Source organism: Enterobacteriaceae bacterium Kacie_13 (assembly GCA_013457415.1).
In the GTDB taxonomy this organism is placed as follows: domain Bacteria; phylum Pseudomonadota; class Gammaproteobacteria; order Enterobacterales; family Enterobacteriaceae; genus Rahnella.
Genome location: CP045665.1, coordinates 4,280,860 through 4,299,474, shown reverse-complemented (window position 1 = coordinate 4,299,474; position 18,615 = coordinate 4,280,860). Strand labels below are relative to the sequence as shown.

The following is an 18,615-nucleotide window of genomic DNA, read 5'->3' as shown; positions in this document are numbered from 1 at the left end:
CGGGGGCTTTTTCAATTTCGTTTCTTGACGCCCATCCCGCTGACTAATAGGTTTTAATAAACGCCCTCGCGTCCCACTTTTAAGGAAAATGAAATGAGTGAAGCCCGTCTGATTGCGAAAGCCTTGCGTGAAGGTAAACCGTTACAAGATCTGGTGATCCTCCCCGCGCTGGCGAACCGGCATGGCCTGATAACCGGCGCGACCGGTACCGGCAAAACCGTCACGCTGCAACGTATGGCAGAACAGTTTTCGCGCATCGGCATCCCGGTATTTCTGGCGGACGTGAAAGGGGATTTATCAGGGATTGGCGCAGCAGGCGTGCCGTCAGAGAAACTCAGTGCCCGGCTGAACAACATTGGCGTGGCCGACTGGCAGCCACAGGCATGCAGTATTATTGCGTGGGATATTTTCGGCGAGAAAGGCCATCCGATCCGTGCGACGATTTCTGATCTTGGCCCGCTTCTGCTGGCGCGATTGCTCAGTCTCAACGACGTACAAAGCGGCGTGTTGCAGCTGGTGTTTAAAATTGCTGACGATAACGGCCTGCTGCTGCTCGACATGAAAGATTTGCGTGCCATGGTGCAGTTCACCGGGGATAACGCCAAACAGTTCCAGACGCAGTACGGCAATATTTCTCCGGCCTCCATCGGCGCTATCCAGCGCGGTCTGTTATCGCTGGAAGGTCAGGGCGCGAATCAGTTCTTCGGCGAACCGATGCTGGATATCAATGACCTGATGAAGACCGATAAAAACGGTCATGGCATCATCAACCTGCTGGCGGCAGATAAGCTCATCAATCAACCTGAACTTTACTCTGTATTTCTGTTGTGGCTGCTGGCGGAGTTGTTTGAGCATCTGCCGGAAGTCGGCGACCCTGAACAGCCGAAGCTGGTGTTCTTCTTCGACGAAGCGCATCTGCTGTTCAATGATGCTCCACAGGCGTTGCTGACCAAAATCGAGCAGGTGGTACGCCTTATCCGCTCGAAAGGCGTCGGGATTTACTTCGTCACCCAGAATCCGCTGGATATTCCCGACAGTGTGCTGGGACAGCTTGGCAACCGCGTCCAGCATGCGCTGCGTGCTTTTACGCCACGTGATCAGAAAGCGGTAAAAGCGGCGGCGCAAACGCTGCGCGCTAATCCGGCGTTCGATGCTGAAACGGCGATCACCGAGTTGGGCGTCGGCGAAGCGCTGGTCTCTTTCCTCGATGAAAAGGGGCGTCCGGAAGTGGTTCAGCGGGCAATGGTCATCGCGCCTGAATCCAAAATGGGCCTGCTGAGCGATGATGAACGTAATAAAGCGATTAACCAGTCACCGCTGTACGGCCGTTACGAAGACAGCATCGACCGCGAATCCGCCTACGAGAAAATCGTCCAACAGGGTTTCGGTACGGTGGAAACGCCGCAGTCTGCGGGTGCTGCAAAACCCGCAGACAAAACCAGCCGCGCAGAAGAAGCCTCTTCCGGCGGCGGACTGATGGGCGGCCTGAACGACATCCTGTTCGGCGGTACCGGTCCTCGCGGTGGCAAACGAGATGGCGTGGTGCAATCCGTTACCAAAAGTATCGCACGCGATCTAGGTCGCCAGATCCTGCGCGGTGTTTTAGGCTCCATCATGGGCGGCCGCAAAAAGTAGTTTTCCCCACTTTTACCGGAAGTAGCTGAACCGCGTCAGCTTCTTCCGGTGGATTCCTGCCGGGCATCGCATTTTTCGCTGCAAATAAATCTGTTCTACACTCCAGATTGCCACGCGAGGCACGTTATTCCCGCTGTTTTTGATGCAAAACTCCGCGTAGTGAAGGCTGTCACGTTTTTCCTCCGGCAGGATTTGTAGGCTGAATTGCTTTTGGGCTAAATCAATTCAGCAAAAAGGAGTGGATGTGAAAAAATTACTCGTAACCGGGATCGTGATGGGGCTTTTTTCGTGGCAGGCTGCGGCGCAAACTATCGTGCTGACGGATGCTGAAGCCGGTACCGAACTGGGAAACTGGAAGACTGACAGCAAAAAGCTGAACCTCGCCGGCGCTGATTTCAGCATTGAACAAAAAGTTCTGCACGGGGGAAAACAGGAAGGCTCTAAAGTTATTACTATTACCAGCAAAGGGCTGACCATCGCCCTCAGCCCGACCCGTGGTATGGATTTATTGCACGTCACCGGTGATAACATTCGTTTAGGCTGGGACTCACCGGTTCAGGAAGTGGTGAATCCGGCTTACATCAATCTGGAAAGCCGCAACGGCGTGGGTTGGCTGGAAGGTTTCAACGAAATGATGGTGCGCTGCGGCTTCGAATGGACCGGCCATCCTGTCACCGCCGACGGCATGATCTACACGCTGCATGGCCGTGCGGGCAACACGCCAGCCTCCAAAGTGGAAGTAGAGATTGCCGACAAAGCGCCGTTTGAAATCACCGTGCGCGGCCTGCTAAAAGAAGACACCTTCAAGAAAGCTAAACTCCAGACCTGGACGGAACTGCGCTACGTGCCGGGCAGCCAGTCGTGGACTGTTCACGATACGCTGACTAACGCGTCGGATTACCCGCACGACTACCAGATTATCTATCACAGCAACTTTGGTCAGCCGATCCTTGAACAGGGCGCGCGCTTTATCGCTCCGCTCAAATCCATCTCTCCGTTCAACGATTACGCCAAAAAAGGTCTGACCGACTGGCAGACTTACGCCGGGCCGACCAAAGGCTTCGACGAAATGGTCTTCAACATGGTGCCACTGGCCGATGCGCAGGGCAAAACGGTGGCGGGAGTGGTGAACAAAGCGGGGGATAAGGGCGCGTCGATTGAGTTTGATACTCATCAGCTTCCGTTACTGACCCTGTGGAAAAACACCGACACGCTGAAACAGGGTTACGTGACCGGCATCGAACCGGGGACTAACTATGCGTATCCGGTGACCATCGAACGTAAACAGGGCCGCGTGAAGCAGTTGCAGCCCGGCCAGAGCACGGTATTTGAACTTAAATACTCGCTGCTGCCGGACGCCAAGGCGGTACAACAGCTTGAGCAACGGGTGAAAACCTTGCAGGGTGAACATAAAACTGAGGTCAGCGATCAACCCATCGCTGTTGAATAATCTGAGTTTAGGGTGCCGGACGTGGCGCCCTTTTTTCTCTGTCTATACTTAACTCCACAAGGTATGTGCCCCAATGGCTGTGCCAGGGAGGAAATGATGGCGAAAAAGACGACGCTCAGACAGCAGGAAAAACTCTTTCGTGAAAGGCAACGACAAAACTTTCAGGCCAGCAGTGCACTGGATGGTTTGCAGGTAGAGATAGTGACGCTAGACAACGAGCAAATCGCACAGCGTCTGGTTGAACTGAGGGGGCACTATGAACGATAAACTCGTGACCGGTGCCGATCCTTACTACTATCGCGGCATTCACGTGCTGAAAAACCGGCTGGAAATCCGCGAGGCGCATCGTCTGCGCGAAGCTGAACTGGCCTTCACTGCATTGCGTGCGGCGGTGATGCCCCTCGGGCCCTCGGTGATGGGGTTGCCGCATCTGTGCGCTATCCATCTGGCGCTTTTTCAGGATATCTACCCGTGGGCGGGCGAGTTCCGCGAAATCGACATCTATAAAGACGACACACAGTTTTGCCATTTCGGTTACATCGAAAAAGAAGGCAATGCACTGATGCAGGAGCTGGAAGATGAAGAGTTTCTGGTCGGGCTGCCGCTGGACAAGTTCGCTGAACGGCTGGCGCATTTCTACACCGGCCTGAATCTGCTGCATCCCTTCCGTGAAGGCAATGGCCGCGCGCTGAGGATCTTCACCGAGCAACTGGTGATTCATGCCGGTTATGACATTCAGTGGGCAAACGTCGAACGCGAGCGCTGGCTCGACGCCAACAAAACGGCGGTGTTTGGCGATGAGTCTGAGCTGGTGGCGATCTTTAAGGACGTTGTTAGCGAAATTGCTGATGAACATTGATCGACAATATGCGTAGAATTGCCCGGTAAATTTTCGTCTTTACCGGGAACACTATGCTGCTGCTGATCGACAACTACGACTCCTTCACTTACAACCTCTATCAGTATTTTTGCGAGTTGGGCGCAGAGGTTAAAGTGGTGCGTAACGATCAGCTGACGCTGGCGGATATCGAAAACCTCTCGCCGTCGCATCTGGTGATTTCTCCCGGCCCCTGTACGCCCGATCAGGCCGGGATCTCCTTACAGGCCATCACTCATTTTTCTGACCGTTTGCCGATCCTTGGCGTATGTCTTGGGCATCAGGCGATGGCGCAGGCATTTGGTGCGGAAATCGTCCGCGCCCGACAGGCCATTCACGGCAAAACCTCACCGATCTACCACACCGGCAACAGCGTATTTACCGGGCTGAACAACCCGCTGACCGTGACGCGCTACCATTCTCTGGTGATTGCGCCTGACACGCTGCCGGACTGTTTTAGCGTTACCGCATGGACTGAGCGGGAAGGCGCGCGCGACGAAATCATGGGCATCATGCACAAGACCTTGCCACTGCATGGCGTTCAGTTCCATCCTGAAAGTATTCTGAGCGAACAGGGTCATCAGCTTTTGGACAATTTCCTTAAGATCTAAACGCTTACGCTCATCAAAAAAATTACTTACCTGACAGGTGTGATTTCTGTTTGCCTGTGAGTGATTTATTATGCATATTTTATGATTATATTTTCACATCCTCAGGATCGTGAACTCCAGAACAGCGTTACTACTCACCGACGCAAACAGGTAAGGGAGCAGGGTTATGGCAGAAAAATCAGCGGTAGACCGGAGCACGTTCGACAAAGTTATTTTGCCGATTTATTCACCAGCGAAGTTTATTCCGGTGAAAGGCAAAGGCAGCCGCGTGTGGGATCAGCAGGGTAAAGAGTATGTTGATTTCGCCGGTGGTATCGCAGTGACCGCGCTGGGGCATTGTCATCCTGCGCTGGTGAAGGCTTTGCACGAGCAAGGCGAAACCCTGTGGCATGTGAGCAACGTGTTCACCAACGAACCCGCTTTGCGACTGGCGCAGAAGCTGATCGACGCCACGTTTGCTGACCGCGTATTTTTCGCCAATTCTGGTGCGGAGGCTAATGAAGCCGCATTTAAGCTGGCGCGTTATTATGCCTCGCATCGCCACAGCCCGTATAAAAGCAAAATTATCGCTTTCCACAATGCTTTCCATGGCCGCACGCTGTTCACCGTTTCGGTCGGCGGCCAGCCAAAATACTCAGACGGCTTCGGCCCGAAACCGGCTGACATCGTCCACGTTCCGTTTAACTGTCTGGACGCGGTCAAAGCAGTCATCGACGATCACACCTGTGCGATTGTGGTCGAACCGGTGCAGGGCGAGGGCGGCGTGACGCCTGCCACTCAGGCGTTCCTGCAAGGCCTGCGCGAGCTGTGTGACAAACATCAGGCGCTGCTGGTGCTGGACGAAGTCCAGAGCGGCATGGGCCGCAGTGGTAAGCTGTTCAGCTACATGCATTACGGCGTGACGCCGGACATCCTGACCACCGCGAAAGCGCTGGGTGGTGGCTTCCCTGTGAGCGCCATGCTGGCAACCGAAGACGTGGCATCGGTCATGGAACCGGGTAAACACGGCACCACCTACGGCGGCAATCCGCTGGCCTGCGCCGTCGCCGAAGCGGCACTGGATATCATTAACACGCCGGAAGTACTGGCGGGCATCGATGAGCGTCGCGAGAAATTCATCAAAGCGCTGGAAGGTATTAACCAGAAATATCACCTCTTCAAAGAATTTCGTGGTCAGGGCTTACTGATTGGTGCCGAACTGGCGGATGCCTTCAAAAACCGCGCCGGGGAATTTCATGCAGCAGCAGCCGAGTTTGGGTTGATGATGCTGGTCGCAGGGCCGAATGTGATGAGATTCGCTCCTTCACTGGTGATCGACTTCGCGGATATTGAAGAGGGAATGGGGCGGTTTGAGAAAGCCGTGGGGAAAGTTGTAGGGGCATAGCCCTCATGCCTCTGATGAAATAGGATCGAGAATATTTCGGTTTCTCACCAGCAGTGATCATTTCACTTTCAGTGCTCATTTCACTTTCAGTGCTCGAAACCGAGCAGAGGGGAAATACTTTTACCCTCTGCACTCCCCTCGCTTTTTCAAACACGAGCACTATGTTTAAGGTCCAAACCTTGGGCTGCCGCCCAAACCGGCCTTAAGAGGCGCCTATCGCCGCGCCTCTTAAGAATCTCCGGCTCTTTAAAACCCGTGCCATGCATACTGACTGTGTTTCAGGTATTCCTGTGATTGCCGCAAAATCCCGCCGCTGCGCGGTACCCTCCGGTCGGGTTACAACCCGCGCAGAAAGACGCGCGGTTTTCCACCTCTTCCTCCGGCGTGATTTTTGAAAACGGCCGCAGGCTTTTTAGGTCACAACTTCACCCGCTCGGATCATTTCAAAAACAAAAAACAAAAAACAAAAAACAAAAAACAAAAAACACTTTGCTGATTCTCCATTGATTTTGTCTTTAAAGATGGTGAGATGGCGCGATTAAAAAATCCTGCCGAACGGAGCGGGCTGGAGACCTATGGCTCCAGCACCGAGAGAGGGAACCGCGCAGCGGCAGGGTTTTGCGCCACATGCGGCAGTCACCGAACACGTCCGTCAGCCCAGCGACAGCGCGTGTTTAAAAAAGCGGGGAGGAATCCAAAGGAGGGAAAGCACTTCCCTCCTTTGGGCGGTTTCGGCGCAGCGAGTAAAGTGAGCCCCGCCCATGAGAAACCGAAATAATCTCTGTCAGCAATTAAAAGCAGTCTGGCTGCAAGCCAGAAATCGGGGATTTGAAAGGGGCTTCAACCCCTTTCACGCCTTCCGCGTCAACCAGATCCCATGATGCGGTCTCTGCTTCCATGCCAAAGACGAGATCGTATGCATGACGCTCAGATGTGAAATCACTCGACGCAGGTGGCGCTCCATCTCGGTCAGCGGCATGTCCGGATGCAGATCCGGGGTGTTAATGAGAGTGTTCTCGCTGCTCGGACCGTCGTAGATCAGCCGCTGCTGACAGCTTTGCAAGGCGATTTCGCAGGACTGCAAATACTCCGTCGCCAGCGCCTCCGGCAGCATGTAATGCTCGCGCGCCAGAATGGTCATTGCGTTGATGTGCTCGACCACAAACTGACTGTGTGTCACCCACAAACGCATATCTGCCAGATAATGCGAGTTAAATCCCGGTTCCTGCATCGCCTGATTCAGTGCGGTGAACAGTTTATTGTGCGCCTGAGTGACCTGCATACGGGCGTAGGCCAGTTTTACGGCGTCTGGATTATCTTGCAGGAGCAAGCGGATCGCCTGCTGATCGGTTTCCAGCGCCTGATGGGCATTTTGCCGCAGCAATCCGCTTTGCCACTGCGGCCACAGCCAGATGGTGCCGCCGAAGGCCAACGCGCAGCCGATGAGCGTATCGATTAACCGTGGTACCAGAAAATGTACGCCGTTCATCGCCAGCAGTTGCAGCGTGTAGACCGCCGTCACCGTCATCCCGACCATCGCCAGTCCGTAGTTTTTACGCAGCACCGTGTACGACACCAGCGTCACCACCAGCATGCACAACAGTGTGATGCCCTCGGGCAGCTCCAGTTTCAGCAATCCGGCTGCGATCAGTAATCCGGCCAGCGTGCCGAGTGCACGGTGCTGGATCCGCACGCGCGTAGCGTTATAGCCGTTCTGACTGACCAGCATGATGGTCAGCAAAATCCAGTAGGGTTTCGGCAGATTGAAGAACAGACCAAGGCTGCTGCCAATAGCCAGGATAATGCCGAGGCGTGCAGCATTGCGCAGAGCAATGGATTTGAAAGACAGATAACTTTTCAGCGCTGGCCAGAAAGGCAGGCGCGGCTGAGAATTCATTAAATCGCGGCGGTACAGCGGCCGCTGAGTACGCAGCAGGCGCGCAATGCGGCTGAAATGGTAATAGCAGAACTGCCCGACCGGATTATCGGGATTGCGTGCGGCAATTTTTTCCAGCGCCGCCAGTTCGTTAGCCATCGTGAAACGCTCGGAAAGCCGGTGATAAAGAATGTCGTCGGCAATCACACGCAGCCGGGCGGAAATCACCTGCGCATTGCGACGGATCACCGCTTCCGCATGGCTTTCTTCCACCAGTTTTTGGACTTCTTCCGGCTGGTGCAGGCTGACGGTGATGTGCTCCTGCAAATCAAGCGCTACCTGAAAACGCTGGAACAGCCGTTTGTGGTGATGATGATGTCCATGCTGCGGCAGCATGTGCAGTTGCTGATAGAGCAGGGCGATAAGATCGATGACCTGCTGCTGACGCTTAAGCAGCGGCGGTAAGGCGGTTTCGGGATCAGTATGTTGCGTCAGCAGGCTGTATTTGGCTTCGAAATAATCCGCCAGTTGCAGATACAGCTGGCTGAGGGTTTCACGCATCGGTTGCTCTTTGGAGATGCGAAACCACGCCCAGTTGAACAGGCCGTACCAGGCGGTACCGGCGGCGAACAGGGCGGGAGCCTGCCACATCGGCCTGACGCCGACCATGCTCAGAGTAAAAATGGTCGCCACCAACGCGCCGGGCAAGAGTCGCGCATGCAGCGGACTGATTTCACCGGTGACGCCGAGCAGTAAGGCCAGTGAGAGCATGATGAGCGGCAGCGGTATGTGCCAGTTTTCCAGCATCAGTTGCAGCAAAATACTGCTGACCGCAAACAGCGAGCCACCAATGATGAGACGTTTGAAGAAGCGTTTGTGCGGCGTATCGAGACCGGCGACGTTACAGCAGGCAGGGCAGAGGGAGAACAGCAGCCCCATTTGCAGATTCCCGAACAGCCAGCACAGGCCGACCGGCAAACATAACACCAGCGTCTGGCGCAGTGCGTAGTTCACTTCAGGGTGGTAAAACAGCCTTCTCCATAGCGTCATAGCTGAAGCTTAGCCCATAAAAAAGGCGCGACAGTAAGCTGCCGCGCCAATTTTTGAGGGATTAACGTGTGCCGTAGACGACAATCGTTTTACCGTGTGCGGAGATCAGGCTCTGATCTTCCAGCATTTTAAGAATGCGGCCGACGGTTTCACGAGAGCAACCGACGATCTGACCGATTTCCTGGCGGGTGATTTTAATCTGCATCCCGTCCGGGTGGGTCATTGCATCTGGCTGTTTGGCCAGATTCAGCAAGGTTTGAGCGATACGGCCCGTTACGTCGAGGAAAGCAAGGTTACCGACTTTCTCAGACGTCATTTGCAGACGGTTTGCCATCTGCGCGGAGAGGCGCATCAAGATGTCTGGGTTAACCTGAATCAGCTGGCGGAATTTTTTATAAGAAATTTCAGCCACTTCACAGGCAGTTTTAGCTCGTACCCAGGCACTGCGTTCCTGACCTTCTTCGAAGAGTCCCAGCTCGCCGATGAAGTCACCTTGGTTAAGGTAGGAAAGTATCATCTCTTTGCCTTCTTCATCTTTAATCAGGACGGCAACCGACCCTTTCACGATGTAGTAAAGCGTTTCGGCTTTTTCACCCTGGTGAATCAGCGTACTTTTAGAAGGATACTTATGTATATGACAGTGAGACAGGAACCATTCAAGAGTCGGGTCTGTTTGTGGCTTGCCGAGAACCATTTGCTATTATCCTCTGTTATTATCGCTGCCCAAAATCACAGGGCTCAGAGTTCCCTGTACGGCGTCTGAATATTAATGCGCCCTTTCAGCATATAGCTCCCCAGAAATGCTGCAAGCGGATGTCGGAGTGAAACCGGCTGTATATTGCCGTTATCACCTTGGGTTCTGTTCTTAAACCGCGAAAACCGTCACCGCAATTTGCTGGAAAGTATGTTTCGGCTTTGTTTGTAACACAGGTTTGCAATGCTGTCTTCTGTTGTCTCGCTTCAGCATGATGGCGATCGGGTTACGTTGCCAGATTTTAGGTGAAAGGGTAGTCTGAGGGGAGAATTTGACGAGTTTATTCACCGGGAGAATATGACATGCACGCACGCGTAAAATGGGTAGAAGGGCTGACGTTTTTAGGAGAGTCAGCGTCAGGCCATCAGATAACGATGGATGGCAATGCGGGCGATAAAGCACCGAGCCCGATGGAAATGCTGCTGATGTCCGCAGGCGGTTGCAGCGCGATCGATGTGGTGTCAATTTTGCAAAAAGGCCGCAACGATGTCCGCGATTGTGAAGTGAAACTGACGTCAGAACGTCGCGAAGAAGCGCCGCGTCTGTTCACGCACATTAATCTGCACTTTATCGTCACCGGTAAAAATCTGACGGATAAAATTGTCGAGCGTGCCGTCAGCCTGTCCGCCGAGAAATATTGTTCTGTTTCTCTGATGCTGGGGAAAGCGGCGTCGATCACCCACACTTTTGAAGTGATCGAAGCGGAATAAGTCACGACCAGTCATACGACTGGCACTGATGGCGCAGTAAATCCAAAAATCGCCGCGCGGCAAACGTCAGCGGCGATTTTTGCGAATAGAGCACGCAGTACTCCGCCTGCGGCAGGGTGTCGATATTCAGCAGACACAGCTGCTCCTGCAAGCCGAACGGCGCCCGCATCGCCCGCGCCACGATGGTCAGATAATCCGACTGCAACACCATATTCAGCCCGCACACCACCGAATCAGTGCGCACCGGCGTTTCACTTCCAGTCTGATAAAACCCGTCCGCCAGCTGTAACTGCTGGTAATAGCCCATGTCCGTTTCCGGCAACACCCAGCGCGCATCCTGTAATTCTTCCAGTCGGGTGGCATTTGCCAGCGGATGGTCACGGCGGGCGATAATCCCGAACGGGGCGGAGAACAGCGGTTCGCGTACCAGATCTTCCAGCGGAAATCCCGGCCCGGCGGTACCGACGGCGAAATCGAGTTTTCCTTCGCGCAGCGCCGGAAGCAGCACCGACAGCTGGCCTTCTTTGATCAACAGTTTCGACTGCGGAAACTGCGTCTTGAATTCCCCGTTCAGCGCCGGAAATACCGTCAGCGCCAGCAGCGACGAAAACCCGATCGCCACCGAGCCTTGCGAATACTGATTGATTTGCTGGATTTCTTCGGCGGCGCGCTCCAGCTCTTCGAGAATAAACTGCATTCGCTGGGCAAACGCGCGGCCGGTTTCGGTCAGCGCCATGCCCTGATTGCCGCGTACGATAAGTTGCGTATCCAAAGTTTGTTCCAGTTCGCGCAGCGTTCTGCTGACCGCCGGCTGCGACTGATTCATCGCCCGCGCCGCGCCGCGAATACTGCCGCTGCGGATAACCTGCTGGAAAACCTTCAGTTGCTGGAGTTTCGGCAAATAGCGCATCACGCCCTCTCGTTAATCATTCATACGCCCTATCAGTAAAAGGCATCACCTGCCTAAAAATTGCATCTTATGGCGTGGCTGTAAAGCTGATAGCGTCAGTCCTGTGGAAAATAATGTGTTGTTATTCAGTTGATTACGTGACACATGTCGCATTTTATCTTTCGCCCGCCAGTGAGAAAGTCTGACGCGGTGATAACAAAAAGGGATATCCGCTATGAAAAGTCGTTCCCTGATGATCTTCCTGCTGTTTGTCGGTTATGTGGTGGTGTATATCGACAAAACGGTGATGGGCTTTGCGCTGCTGCCGATCGAGCGCGAATTTAATCTGCAACCGGAGCAGTTAGGATATATCACCGGGATTTTCTTTCTGGCGTACTCTCTGTTTCAGATACCCGCGGGCTGGCTGAACGATCGCTACGGCTATAAAAAAGTGCTGGCATTGTCGCTCTGCCTGCTCGGCGGATTCGCCCTCTGTTTTGGCGCACTGGGTTTTGGCCTTGGCTTGCTCGTGACGTTCCGCTTTCTGTCTGGTGTGGGTCATTCGGGCTATCCCTCATCGTGCGCTAAAGCGGTGGTTTCCAATTTCGCTCTGGAAAAACGTACGTTTGCTCAGTCCGTTCTGCTGTCCTCCGCGGGTCTTGCGATGACTGCCGGACCGCTGATTGCGGTATATGCGCTGGACAGTGTTGGCTGGCGCGGCTCGTTCTCGATCCTTGGCCTGCTGGCGTTCGTGATTGCTGCGGCGATTATCGTCTTCGTGCCGAATCCGCCGACAGCACAATCCCGCACCGGCGCGGTGACAGGCTATCGCGAGTTGCTGAAAAACCCGATCGTCCTGCTGCTATTCGTCTCCATTTTCTGCATCAACATTCCTTCCTACGGGCTGATGGCCTGGCTGCCGAAATATCTGGTGCAGCAGCGCGGGATGTCGCTCGACGTGTCCGGCATGGTGGTCGCCACCGGCGGGCTCGGTATCTGGATTTCGTCGCTGGCGACCGGATGGCTGGTGGGGCGCTACATGCAAGGCAAAGAGCCGAAGGTGATTTTCTGTTGCGCACTGCTCAGTGCGGTATGCATCTGGCTGGTGTACACCTCAACGTCAGCGGTGACTGCCGGACTATGCCTGTTCCTCGGCTACATTTTCCTGATGGCGGCGTTCGTCACCGTCTTCACGCTACCGATGAAACGCCTGCCTTCTGAAGTCATGGGCGCGGCGATGGGGATAATTAACACCGGCGGTACGCTCGGCGGGTTTGTAGCTCCGATTGCGATGGGATATCTGATCACCGTCAGTCACGGATATCTTTCAACATTTGTTTTTCTGGCGCTGGCGATGGTAGTGGCCGGTCTGGCGATCCTGCCGCTGACGATGAAACCGCGCGCAACGCTGCGTGATGCGGCTTAACTGAGGGAAAGTGTGATGACTATTCATTTCGATGCGATGCTGGCTGAGGTTAAAACGGACGTGCTGCGCTGGCGCAGACATATTCATGCTCATCCTGAGCTGTCATTTCAGGAGCATAAAACTGCAGATTACATCGCTGAACAGCTGGAAAGCTTCGGCGGTCTGACTCTGACGCGCCTGACGCCCAATAGCGTGGTGGCGGATTTGCAGGGCGCGCACCCGGGCCCGAAATATGCACTGCGGGCGGATATTGACGCCTTACCGATTCAGGAAGAAAACGACGAGCCGTTCTGTTCGACAGTACCGGGCGTCATGCATGCCTGTGGACACGATGCGCACACTGCAATGCTGCTGGGTGCGGCGAAAGTGCTGACGCAGTGTCAGTCCGCGCTGCACGGGTCGGTGCGGTTTATCTTCCAGCACGCTGAAGAGCTGCCACCGGGCGGCGCGCAGGAGCTGGTGGAGTTAGGCGTGCTCGACGGCGTGGAGAAAATTTTCGGTCTGCACGTGATGCCTAATTCTCCCACTGGGGAAGTCGGTCTGAAAGAGGGCGTCTTCTGTGCATCCACCGATAATTTCGACATCATCATTACCGGTAAAGGCGGCCATGGTTCAATGCCGCATCTGTGTATCGATCCGGTGGTGATTGGCGCACAGGTGGTGACGGCGTTGCAAAATGTGGTGGCGCGCCGTATCGATCCGCTTCAGGTGCCGGTACTGACCATCGCGACCTTCCAGACCGGCGAAAGCTATAACGTTATTCCGGAGCGCGTGAAGCTGGCCGGAACGCTGCGCACTCATCACAGTGGCGTGCGCGAGCAGGTACCGCAACTGATGGAGCAGATTATTGCGGGGATTACGGCGGCGCATGGGGCGCAGTATGAAATCCGCTGGACGCGGGGCTACGTCAATGGCGATAACCATCCCGACGCCTGTGCGATTGCGCGTCAGGTGATTGCTAACACGCTCGGTGCGCAGGCGCTGCGTGAAGTGAATGAACCGCTGTTTGGCGGTGAAGATTTCTCGTCTTATCAGCAAAAAGTGCCGGGCTGTTTCCTGTTTATCGGCAGTGGCAACGAGAAAGTCGGCGCGACGTATGGCGTGCATAACCCGCGTTTCCGCCTGGACGAAGAGGCAATGCAGATTGGCGTGACACTTCACGTCGGTTTCATTCAGCAGTTACTCATGAACGATGCCTGATCCCATTTACTCGATTTTTTTCCCTTCCATCAGGCGCTGCACCAGCGGCGCCATGATCAGCTCCATTGCCAGCCCCATTTTTCCGCCCGGCACGACCAGCGTTTTGATGTGCGAGATAAATGAGCCCTGCAACATCGCCAGCAGATACGGGAAATCAATATCATCCAGCCCCTGAAAGTGGATCACGACGAAGCTTTCATCCAGTGACGGAATGGCTTTGGCGGCAAACGGGTTCGAGGTATCGATGGTCGGCACGCGCTGGAAGTTGATGTGTGTGCGGGAAAACTGCGGTGTAATGTAGCTGATATAATCGTCCATCGAACGCACCACCGAATCCATCACGGCTTCGCGGGAATGGCCGCGTTCGCCGGTATCGCGCACCAGTTTCTGGATCCACTCAAGGTTAACGATAGGCACCACGCCCACCAGTAAATCAACCTGCGCGGCGACGTCAATTTTGTCCGCGACCACACCACCGTGCAGCCCTTCATAGAATAAAATATCGGTTGGCTCAGGCAGCGCCTGCCACGGCGTAAAGGTTCCCGGCACCTGATTGTAAGGAACGGCTTCGTCATAAGTATGCAGATACTTACGCGAACGCCCGGTCCCCGTCTGGCCGTATTCGATGAAGCTTTTTTCGAGCAGACCGAAGTCATTGGCCTCCGGGCCGAAATAGCTGATATGACGCCCCAGATCGCGCGCCTTACGGATCGCCGCATCCATTTCCGGGCGGGTGAAATGATGGAAGCTGTCGCCTTCAAGCTCGGCCGCGCGCAGGCCAAGCTGTTGGAATATCTTACGAAAAGCCAGGCTGGTGGTAGTGGTGCCTGCACCGCTCGAACCGGTGACTGCAATAACAGGATGTTTGGCTGACATAATGCGCTGTTCTCCATAAAGGTGATGCTGGCAGGCGTGCCCCGGTCTTTTCTGTGATCGAAGACCTGGCGTCCACGCTGCGCATAATTAAGCCTATTGTTACCATATCTATTCCAGAAGTGACAGGCAACGACCGGTTATTTCAGTTGCCCGTAATAGGCGTTTTTGCCATGTTTTCGCAGGTAATGTTTGTCCATCAGCGCGGGCTGCATCGGGCGAAGTTCGGGTGTAATCTGGCGCGAGAAAATCCCCATATAGGCGCACTCTTCCAGTACCACGGCGTTATGCACGGCGTCAGCGGCATTTTTCCCCCACGCGAAAGGCCCGTGCGAATGCACCAGCACCGCCGGGATTTGCATCGCCTCCAGCTGACGCTCCCGGAAGGTTTCGATAATGACGTTGCCCGTTTCCAGTTCGTACGCACCGCTGATTTCCGCCTCGGTCATCGGACGGGTGCAGGGAATGTCGCCGTAAAAATAATCCGCGTGCGTGGTACCCCACGCTGGTAAATCCTGCCCGGCCTGTGACCAGATGGTTGCATGGCGGGAATGCGTATGCACAATGCCGCCGATGTCGGGAAATTGCCGGTAGAGCGCCAGATGCGTGTCGGTATCCGACGACGGATTTTTGCTGCCTTCGACGCGTTCGCCGGTGTACAGATCTACCACCACCATATCGTCAGCGGTCATTGCGGTGTAATCGACGCCCGAGGGTTTGATCACCATCAGCCCTTTTTCACGGTCGATGGCGCTGACGTTACCCCAGGTAAATGTCACCAGATGATGGGCGGGGAGCGCCAGATTAGCGGCAAGCACCTGTTGTTTCAGTTCTTCTAACATGTGAATGCTCCTTCCTGCATTTTGGCTTCAATCCACTGTCGCGCTTTGATGATTTCCAGCACCGGCTCGGCGGCGGTTTCCGTCCACATTTCGATCAGAAATGCGCCGCGATAATTCAGTCCGGCCAGCGTGCGGAAGAATCCGGCGAAATCGACGCAGCCTTCGCCAAATGGCACATCGCGGAACTGCCCTTGCGAAGTCGCGGTGACCGGATAGGTATCTTTCAGATGAATGGCCGCGATGCGATCTATGCCGAGCGCCAGCTCCGTCGCCACATCGTTGCCCCACGCGCTAAGGTTGCCGATGTCCGGATAAACGCTGAACCATGGCGAATTCAGACGGGCGTCCCACGCTTTCCACTTAGTTATGGAGTTCATGAATTCGGTATCCATGATTTCCACCGCCAGCGTCACCTGTGCGGCTGCGGCCTGTTCCACCGCCCAAGCCAGCCCTTCGGCGAACCGTTCGCGGGTACCGGGATCGGACGTTTCGTAATAGACGTCGTAACCGGCTAACTGCACGGTACGGATCCCTAAATCCCGTGCCAGTTTGATCGCCTTGAGCATGATCTCCCGCGCGCGCTGGCGGAGGCTTTCCTCGTGGCTGCCAAACGGAAAACGCCGGTGAGCGGAGAGGCACATCGAGGGGATTGCCACGCCGATTTCCATCATCGCTTCGACCAGCGCCACACGCTGCGTGATGCTCCAGTCGAGGCGCGACAGGCGCTCATCGGTTTCATCCACCGACATTTCGACAAAATCGAAACCGCAGCTTTTCGCCAGCGCCAACCTTTCCGGCCAGCTCAGGTGTTTTGGCAGCGCTTTTTCGTAGATGCCCAGCGGATGCTTTCTCATGCGGTCGCCCCCCAGATGGCGTTGATATGCTGATGAAACGCCTGCGCAATCTGCTCAGGCTTTGCGGCGTCCGATAGCGCTCGTCCGGCGATAAACGCCTGTACGTCGATATCGCGAAACAGCGGCAAATCGGCGGGCGTGATGCCGCCGGTCACCGACAATCTCAGACCGATGTCGGACAACTGCTTCATGCGATCCAGATCCTCTTGTCCCCAGGTTTGTCCGCTGGCCTGCGCATCGCGCCCACGGTGATAAATCGCCTGACGGATCCCCGCCGCGTACCAGTCGCGCGCATTGTGCATCGTCCAGTTGCCGAACAGCTCGATCTGGATTTCGCCCTGATACGTGGTGGCGACGTCGTGGGCTTTGATGATGGTAGCCAGCGGTGCGGCGCAGATGACCGTCATCCAGCTGGCACCGGCCTTGAACGCCTCTTGAGCCAGCGTTTCACCCGCGTCCGCGACTTTCAGATCCGCCACCAGAATCTTTGCCGGGCAAAGCTCCCGCAGCGTTTGTACCGCCTGCAATCCTTCGCACAGACACAAAATGGTGCCCGCTTCGATAATATCCACATGATTTTTCAGCGCTTTGGCAGTGCGCAGCGCCGCCGTCAGGTCTGTGTGATCCAGCGCCAGCTGGAGAAGAGGTTTAGTCATGAGCAGGGCTTCCTTGTGATCCCGCCGTCGCGCAGCGGGCGTGATACGCCCCCAGCGCGTCGATCAGGAACTGGTAACGTTGTAATTTCTTCTGATAAACCGCGTACGCGGCTGCGTCCGGTTCCAGCCGTTTCACCTCATAACGCAGGTGTTGCTGAGCCTGTGAAAACGTTGGGTAAACGCCCGCGCCGACCATCGCCGCCAGCGCGGCACCCAGACAGCCGGTTTCTTCGATCTGCGGCAGTTCCACTGGCATACCGCTGACGTCGGCAAGCATCTGCATCCACACGGCAGAGCGCGCAGGCCCGCCGGTGACGCGCAGGGTTTTCGCCTGCGGAAAGCGCTGGCGCATCCGATGGAGATGAGTCATGTGACTGAACACCACGCCTTCGTACACCGCCTGCCACAGATGCTCGCGCTGGTGCAGCGATTGCAGGCCATAGAATCCGGCGGTCATTTCTGCGCCCTGATTGCTGCCGTAAAGAAAGGGCAGGAACAGCACGTCGGTGTTGGCTTTCGGCAAGGCGCTGACGGCGCGGTTGATCTCCTCAAACGGTACGTCGCCCGTTTGCCGGTTCAGCCAGTCGAGATTGGCGGAAGAAGTCGGGCTGGCTTCGTGGATCAGATAACCTTCGCCCCCCGCATAGCGGCCATATACGTAGGGATGATTCTCGTGCGCGGCGATCTGCGCCGAAATTCCGCTGGTCACCGCCCAGGTTCCCATCACCGCATTGAGGGTGAATTCATCCTGAAGACCGGCGCACAGTGCGGTAGAAACAACGTCGAACAGGCCACCGACCACCGGTGTTCCGGCAGCAAGCCCGGTCATCGCCGCCACACTTTCCGTTACCCTGCCGTAGATTTGTGCCGAGCCGACCACCGGTGGCAGCGCGGCGATAATCTCGCCGATGCCCAGCATCTCCGCCAGCTCCGGCGCATAGTCGCCGCGCGCCAGGTGATACAGATTGGATTCGGAGATGTTGGTTTCTTCGCAGCCGCGTTCGCCGGTCAGGCAATAACGCAGATAGTCGTGCGCCATCATCACCGTACCGATTTGTTGATAGCGTTCTGGCTGATGCAGTTTTATCCAGCGCAACAGCGTCACCGGATGCCCGGCCCACAGCGCCTGTCGGGTCATCGGGTAAATGTGCTCGTGCATCCCGTCACGCTGCCAGGCATCGATCACATCCCCGGCGCGGCGATCGGATGACAAAATGCCGCGCCCGAGCGGTTCACCGGATTTATCCAGCAGAAACAACCCTTTGCCTTGCGCTGAAATGCCGATGCCTTTCACCTGCTGGCCGCTGACGTTTTGTTGGTACAGCAGCGTCGCGATGCAGCTGATGCACGAATCCCACAGCGAGTGCATATCGCGTTCCGCCAGGCCGGGATGGTCGCTCAGCACCGGCAGCGGCTGGCGGCTGACGCCTGCCTCCTGACCCGTCTGGTCGTACAGTCCCGCCTTGAGGTAGGTGCCACCGCAGTCGATGCCTAACCAGTATTCCTGTGAGGAAGTTGTCATGGTGAT

17 protein-coding genes are annotated in these 18,615 nt (G+C 55.6%); 9 read left to right on the top strand and 8 right to left on the bottom strand.

The window, feature by feature from the left end; genetic code table 11:
- Positions 1-93 precede the first annotated feature (93 nt).
- The 6 genes from GE278_19800 to astC all read left to right on the top strand — a co-directional run bounded on the left by GE278_19800 (position 94) and on the right by astC (position 5,957).
- A complete protein-coding gene (locus GE278_19800; protein QLK62854.1) occupies positions 94-1,635 on the top strand; it encodes a DUF853 family protein in 1,542 nt (513 codons plus the stop codon).
- A 244-nt stretch (positions 1,636-1,879) separates the two neighbouring features.
- A complete protein-coding gene (locus GE278_19795; GenBank protein ID QLK62853.1) occupies positions 1,880-3,085 on the top strand; it encodes a DUF4432 family protein in 1,206 nt (401 codons plus the stop codon).
- 96 nt (positions 3,086-3,181) lie between these two features.
- A complete protein-coding gene (locus GE278_19790; protein QLK63358.1) occupies positions 3,182-3,352 on the top strand; it encodes a DUF2559 family protein in 171 nt (56 codons plus the stop codon).
- Entirely contained in the window at positions 3,342-3,944 is a 603-nt protein-coding gene (locus GE278_19785; protein ID QLK62852.1) for a putative adenosine monophosphate-protein transferase Fic, read from the top strand. The genes GE278_19790 and GE278_19785 overlap by 11 nt, the downstream gene beginning before the upstream one ends.
- Before the next feature lie 53 nt (positions 3,945-3,997).
- On the top strand, positions 3,998-4,573 hold the full coding sequence (locus GE278_19780) for an aminodeoxychorismate synthase component II (protein QLK62851.1): 576 nt from the start codon (positions 3,998-4,000) through the stop codon (positions 4,571-4,573).
- A gap of 166 nt (positions 4,574-4,739) precedes the next feature.
- A complete protein-coding gene (astC, locus tag GE278_19775; protein QLK62850.1) occupies positions 4,740-5,957 on the top strand; it encodes an acetylornithine/succinylornithine family transaminase in 1,218 nt (405 codons plus the stop codon).
- 850 nt (positions 5,958-6,807) lie between these two features.
- On the opposite strand, the gene GE278_19770 is transcribed toward astC, so the two are convergent.
- Both GE278_19770 and crp read right to left on the bottom strand, forming a co-directional pair.
- Positions 6,808-8,883 (bottom strand): hypothetical protein, encoded by a 2,076-nt coding sequence (locus tag GE278_19770; GenBank protein ID QLK62849.1) that lies wholly within the window; start codon positions 8,881-8,883, stop codon positions 6,808-6,810.
- Positions 8,884-8,944: 61 nt separating this feature from the next.
- Entirely contained in the window at positions 8,945-9,577 is a 633-nt protein-coding gene (gene crp, locus GE278_19765; GenBank protein QLK62848.1) for a cAMP-activated global transcriptional regulator CRP, read from the bottom strand.
- 362 nt (positions 9,578-9,939) lie between these two features.
- On the opposite strand from crp, the gene GE278_19760 reads away from it, so the two are divergent.
- On the top strand, positions 9,940-10,347 hold the full coding sequence (locus GE278_19760) for an OsmC family protein (protein QLK62847.1): 408 nt from the start codon (positions 9,940-9,942) through the stop codon (positions 10,345-10,347).
- 1 nt (position 10,348) lies between these two features.
- Here the strand turns inward: GE278_19760 and GE278_19755 are convergent, their stop codons facing one another.
- The gene (locus tag GE278_19755) at positions 10,349-11,257 is read right to left on the bottom strand and encodes a LysR family transcriptional regulator (protein ID QLK62846.1); all 909 of its coding nucleotides are present in this window, start codon (positions 11,255-11,257) and stop codon (positions 10,349-10,351) included.
- A 214-nt stretch (positions 11,258-11,471) separates the two neighbouring features.
- On the opposite strand from GE278_19755, the gene GE278_19750 reads away from it, so the two are divergent.
- Both GE278_19750 and GE278_19745 read left to right on the top strand, forming a co-directional pair.
- Positions 11,472-12,662 (top strand): MFS transporter, encoded by a 1,191-nt coding sequence (locus GE278_19750; protein QLK62845.1) that lies wholly within the window; start codon positions 11,472-11,474, stop codon positions 12,660-12,662.
- A gap of 15 nt (positions 12,663-12,677) precedes the next feature.
- Positions 12,678-13,862: an amidohydrolase gene (locus GE278_19745; protein QLK62844.1), complete on the top strand. Its 1,185-nt coding sequence runs from the start codon at positions 12,678-12,680 to the stop codon at positions 13,860-13,862.
- Positions 13,863-13,868: 6 nt separating this feature from the next.
- Here GE278_19745 and GE278_19740 read toward each other — a convergent pair whose 3' ends face one another.
- The 5 genes from GE278_19740 to GE278_19720 all read right to left on the bottom strand — a co-directional run bounded on the left by GE278_19740 (position 13,869) and on the right by GE278_19720 (position 18,609).
- A complete protein-coding gene (locus tag GE278_19740) occupies positions 13,869-14,738 on the bottom strand; it encodes a phosphoribulokinase (protein QLK62843.1) in 870 nt (289 codons plus the stop codon).
- A gap of 137 nt (positions 14,739-14,875) precedes the next feature.
- Positions 14,876-15,577, bottom strand: coding sequence for an L-ribulose-5-phosphate 4-epimerase (araD, locus tag GE278_19735; GenBank protein QLK62842.1), 702 nt, complete (start codon positions 15,575-15,577; stop codon positions 14,876-14,878).
- Positions 15,571-16,431, bottom strand: coding sequence for an L-ribulose-5-phosphate 3-epimerase (locus GE278_19730; GenBank protein ID QLK62841.1), 861 nt, complete (start codon positions 16,429-16,431; stop codon positions 15,571-15,573). Before GE278_19730 ends, araD begins: the two co-directional genes overlap by 7 nt.
- Positions 16,428-17,087: a 3-keto-L-gulonate-6-phosphate decarboxylase UlaD gene (gene ulaD / locus GE278_19725; protein ID QLK62840.1), complete on the bottom strand. Its 660-nt coding sequence runs from the start codon at positions 17,085-17,087 to the stop codon at positions 16,428-16,430. The genes GE278_19730 and ulaD overlap by 4 nt, the downstream gene beginning before the upstream one ends.
- Positions 17,080-18,609, bottom strand: coding sequence for a carbohydrate kinase (locus GE278_19720; GenBank protein QLK62839.1), 1,530 nt, complete (start codon positions 18,607-18,609; stop codon positions 17,080-17,082). The genes ulaD and GE278_19720 overlap by 8 nt, the downstream gene beginning before the upstream one ends.
- Positions 18,610-18,615: the final 6 nt, after the last annotated feature.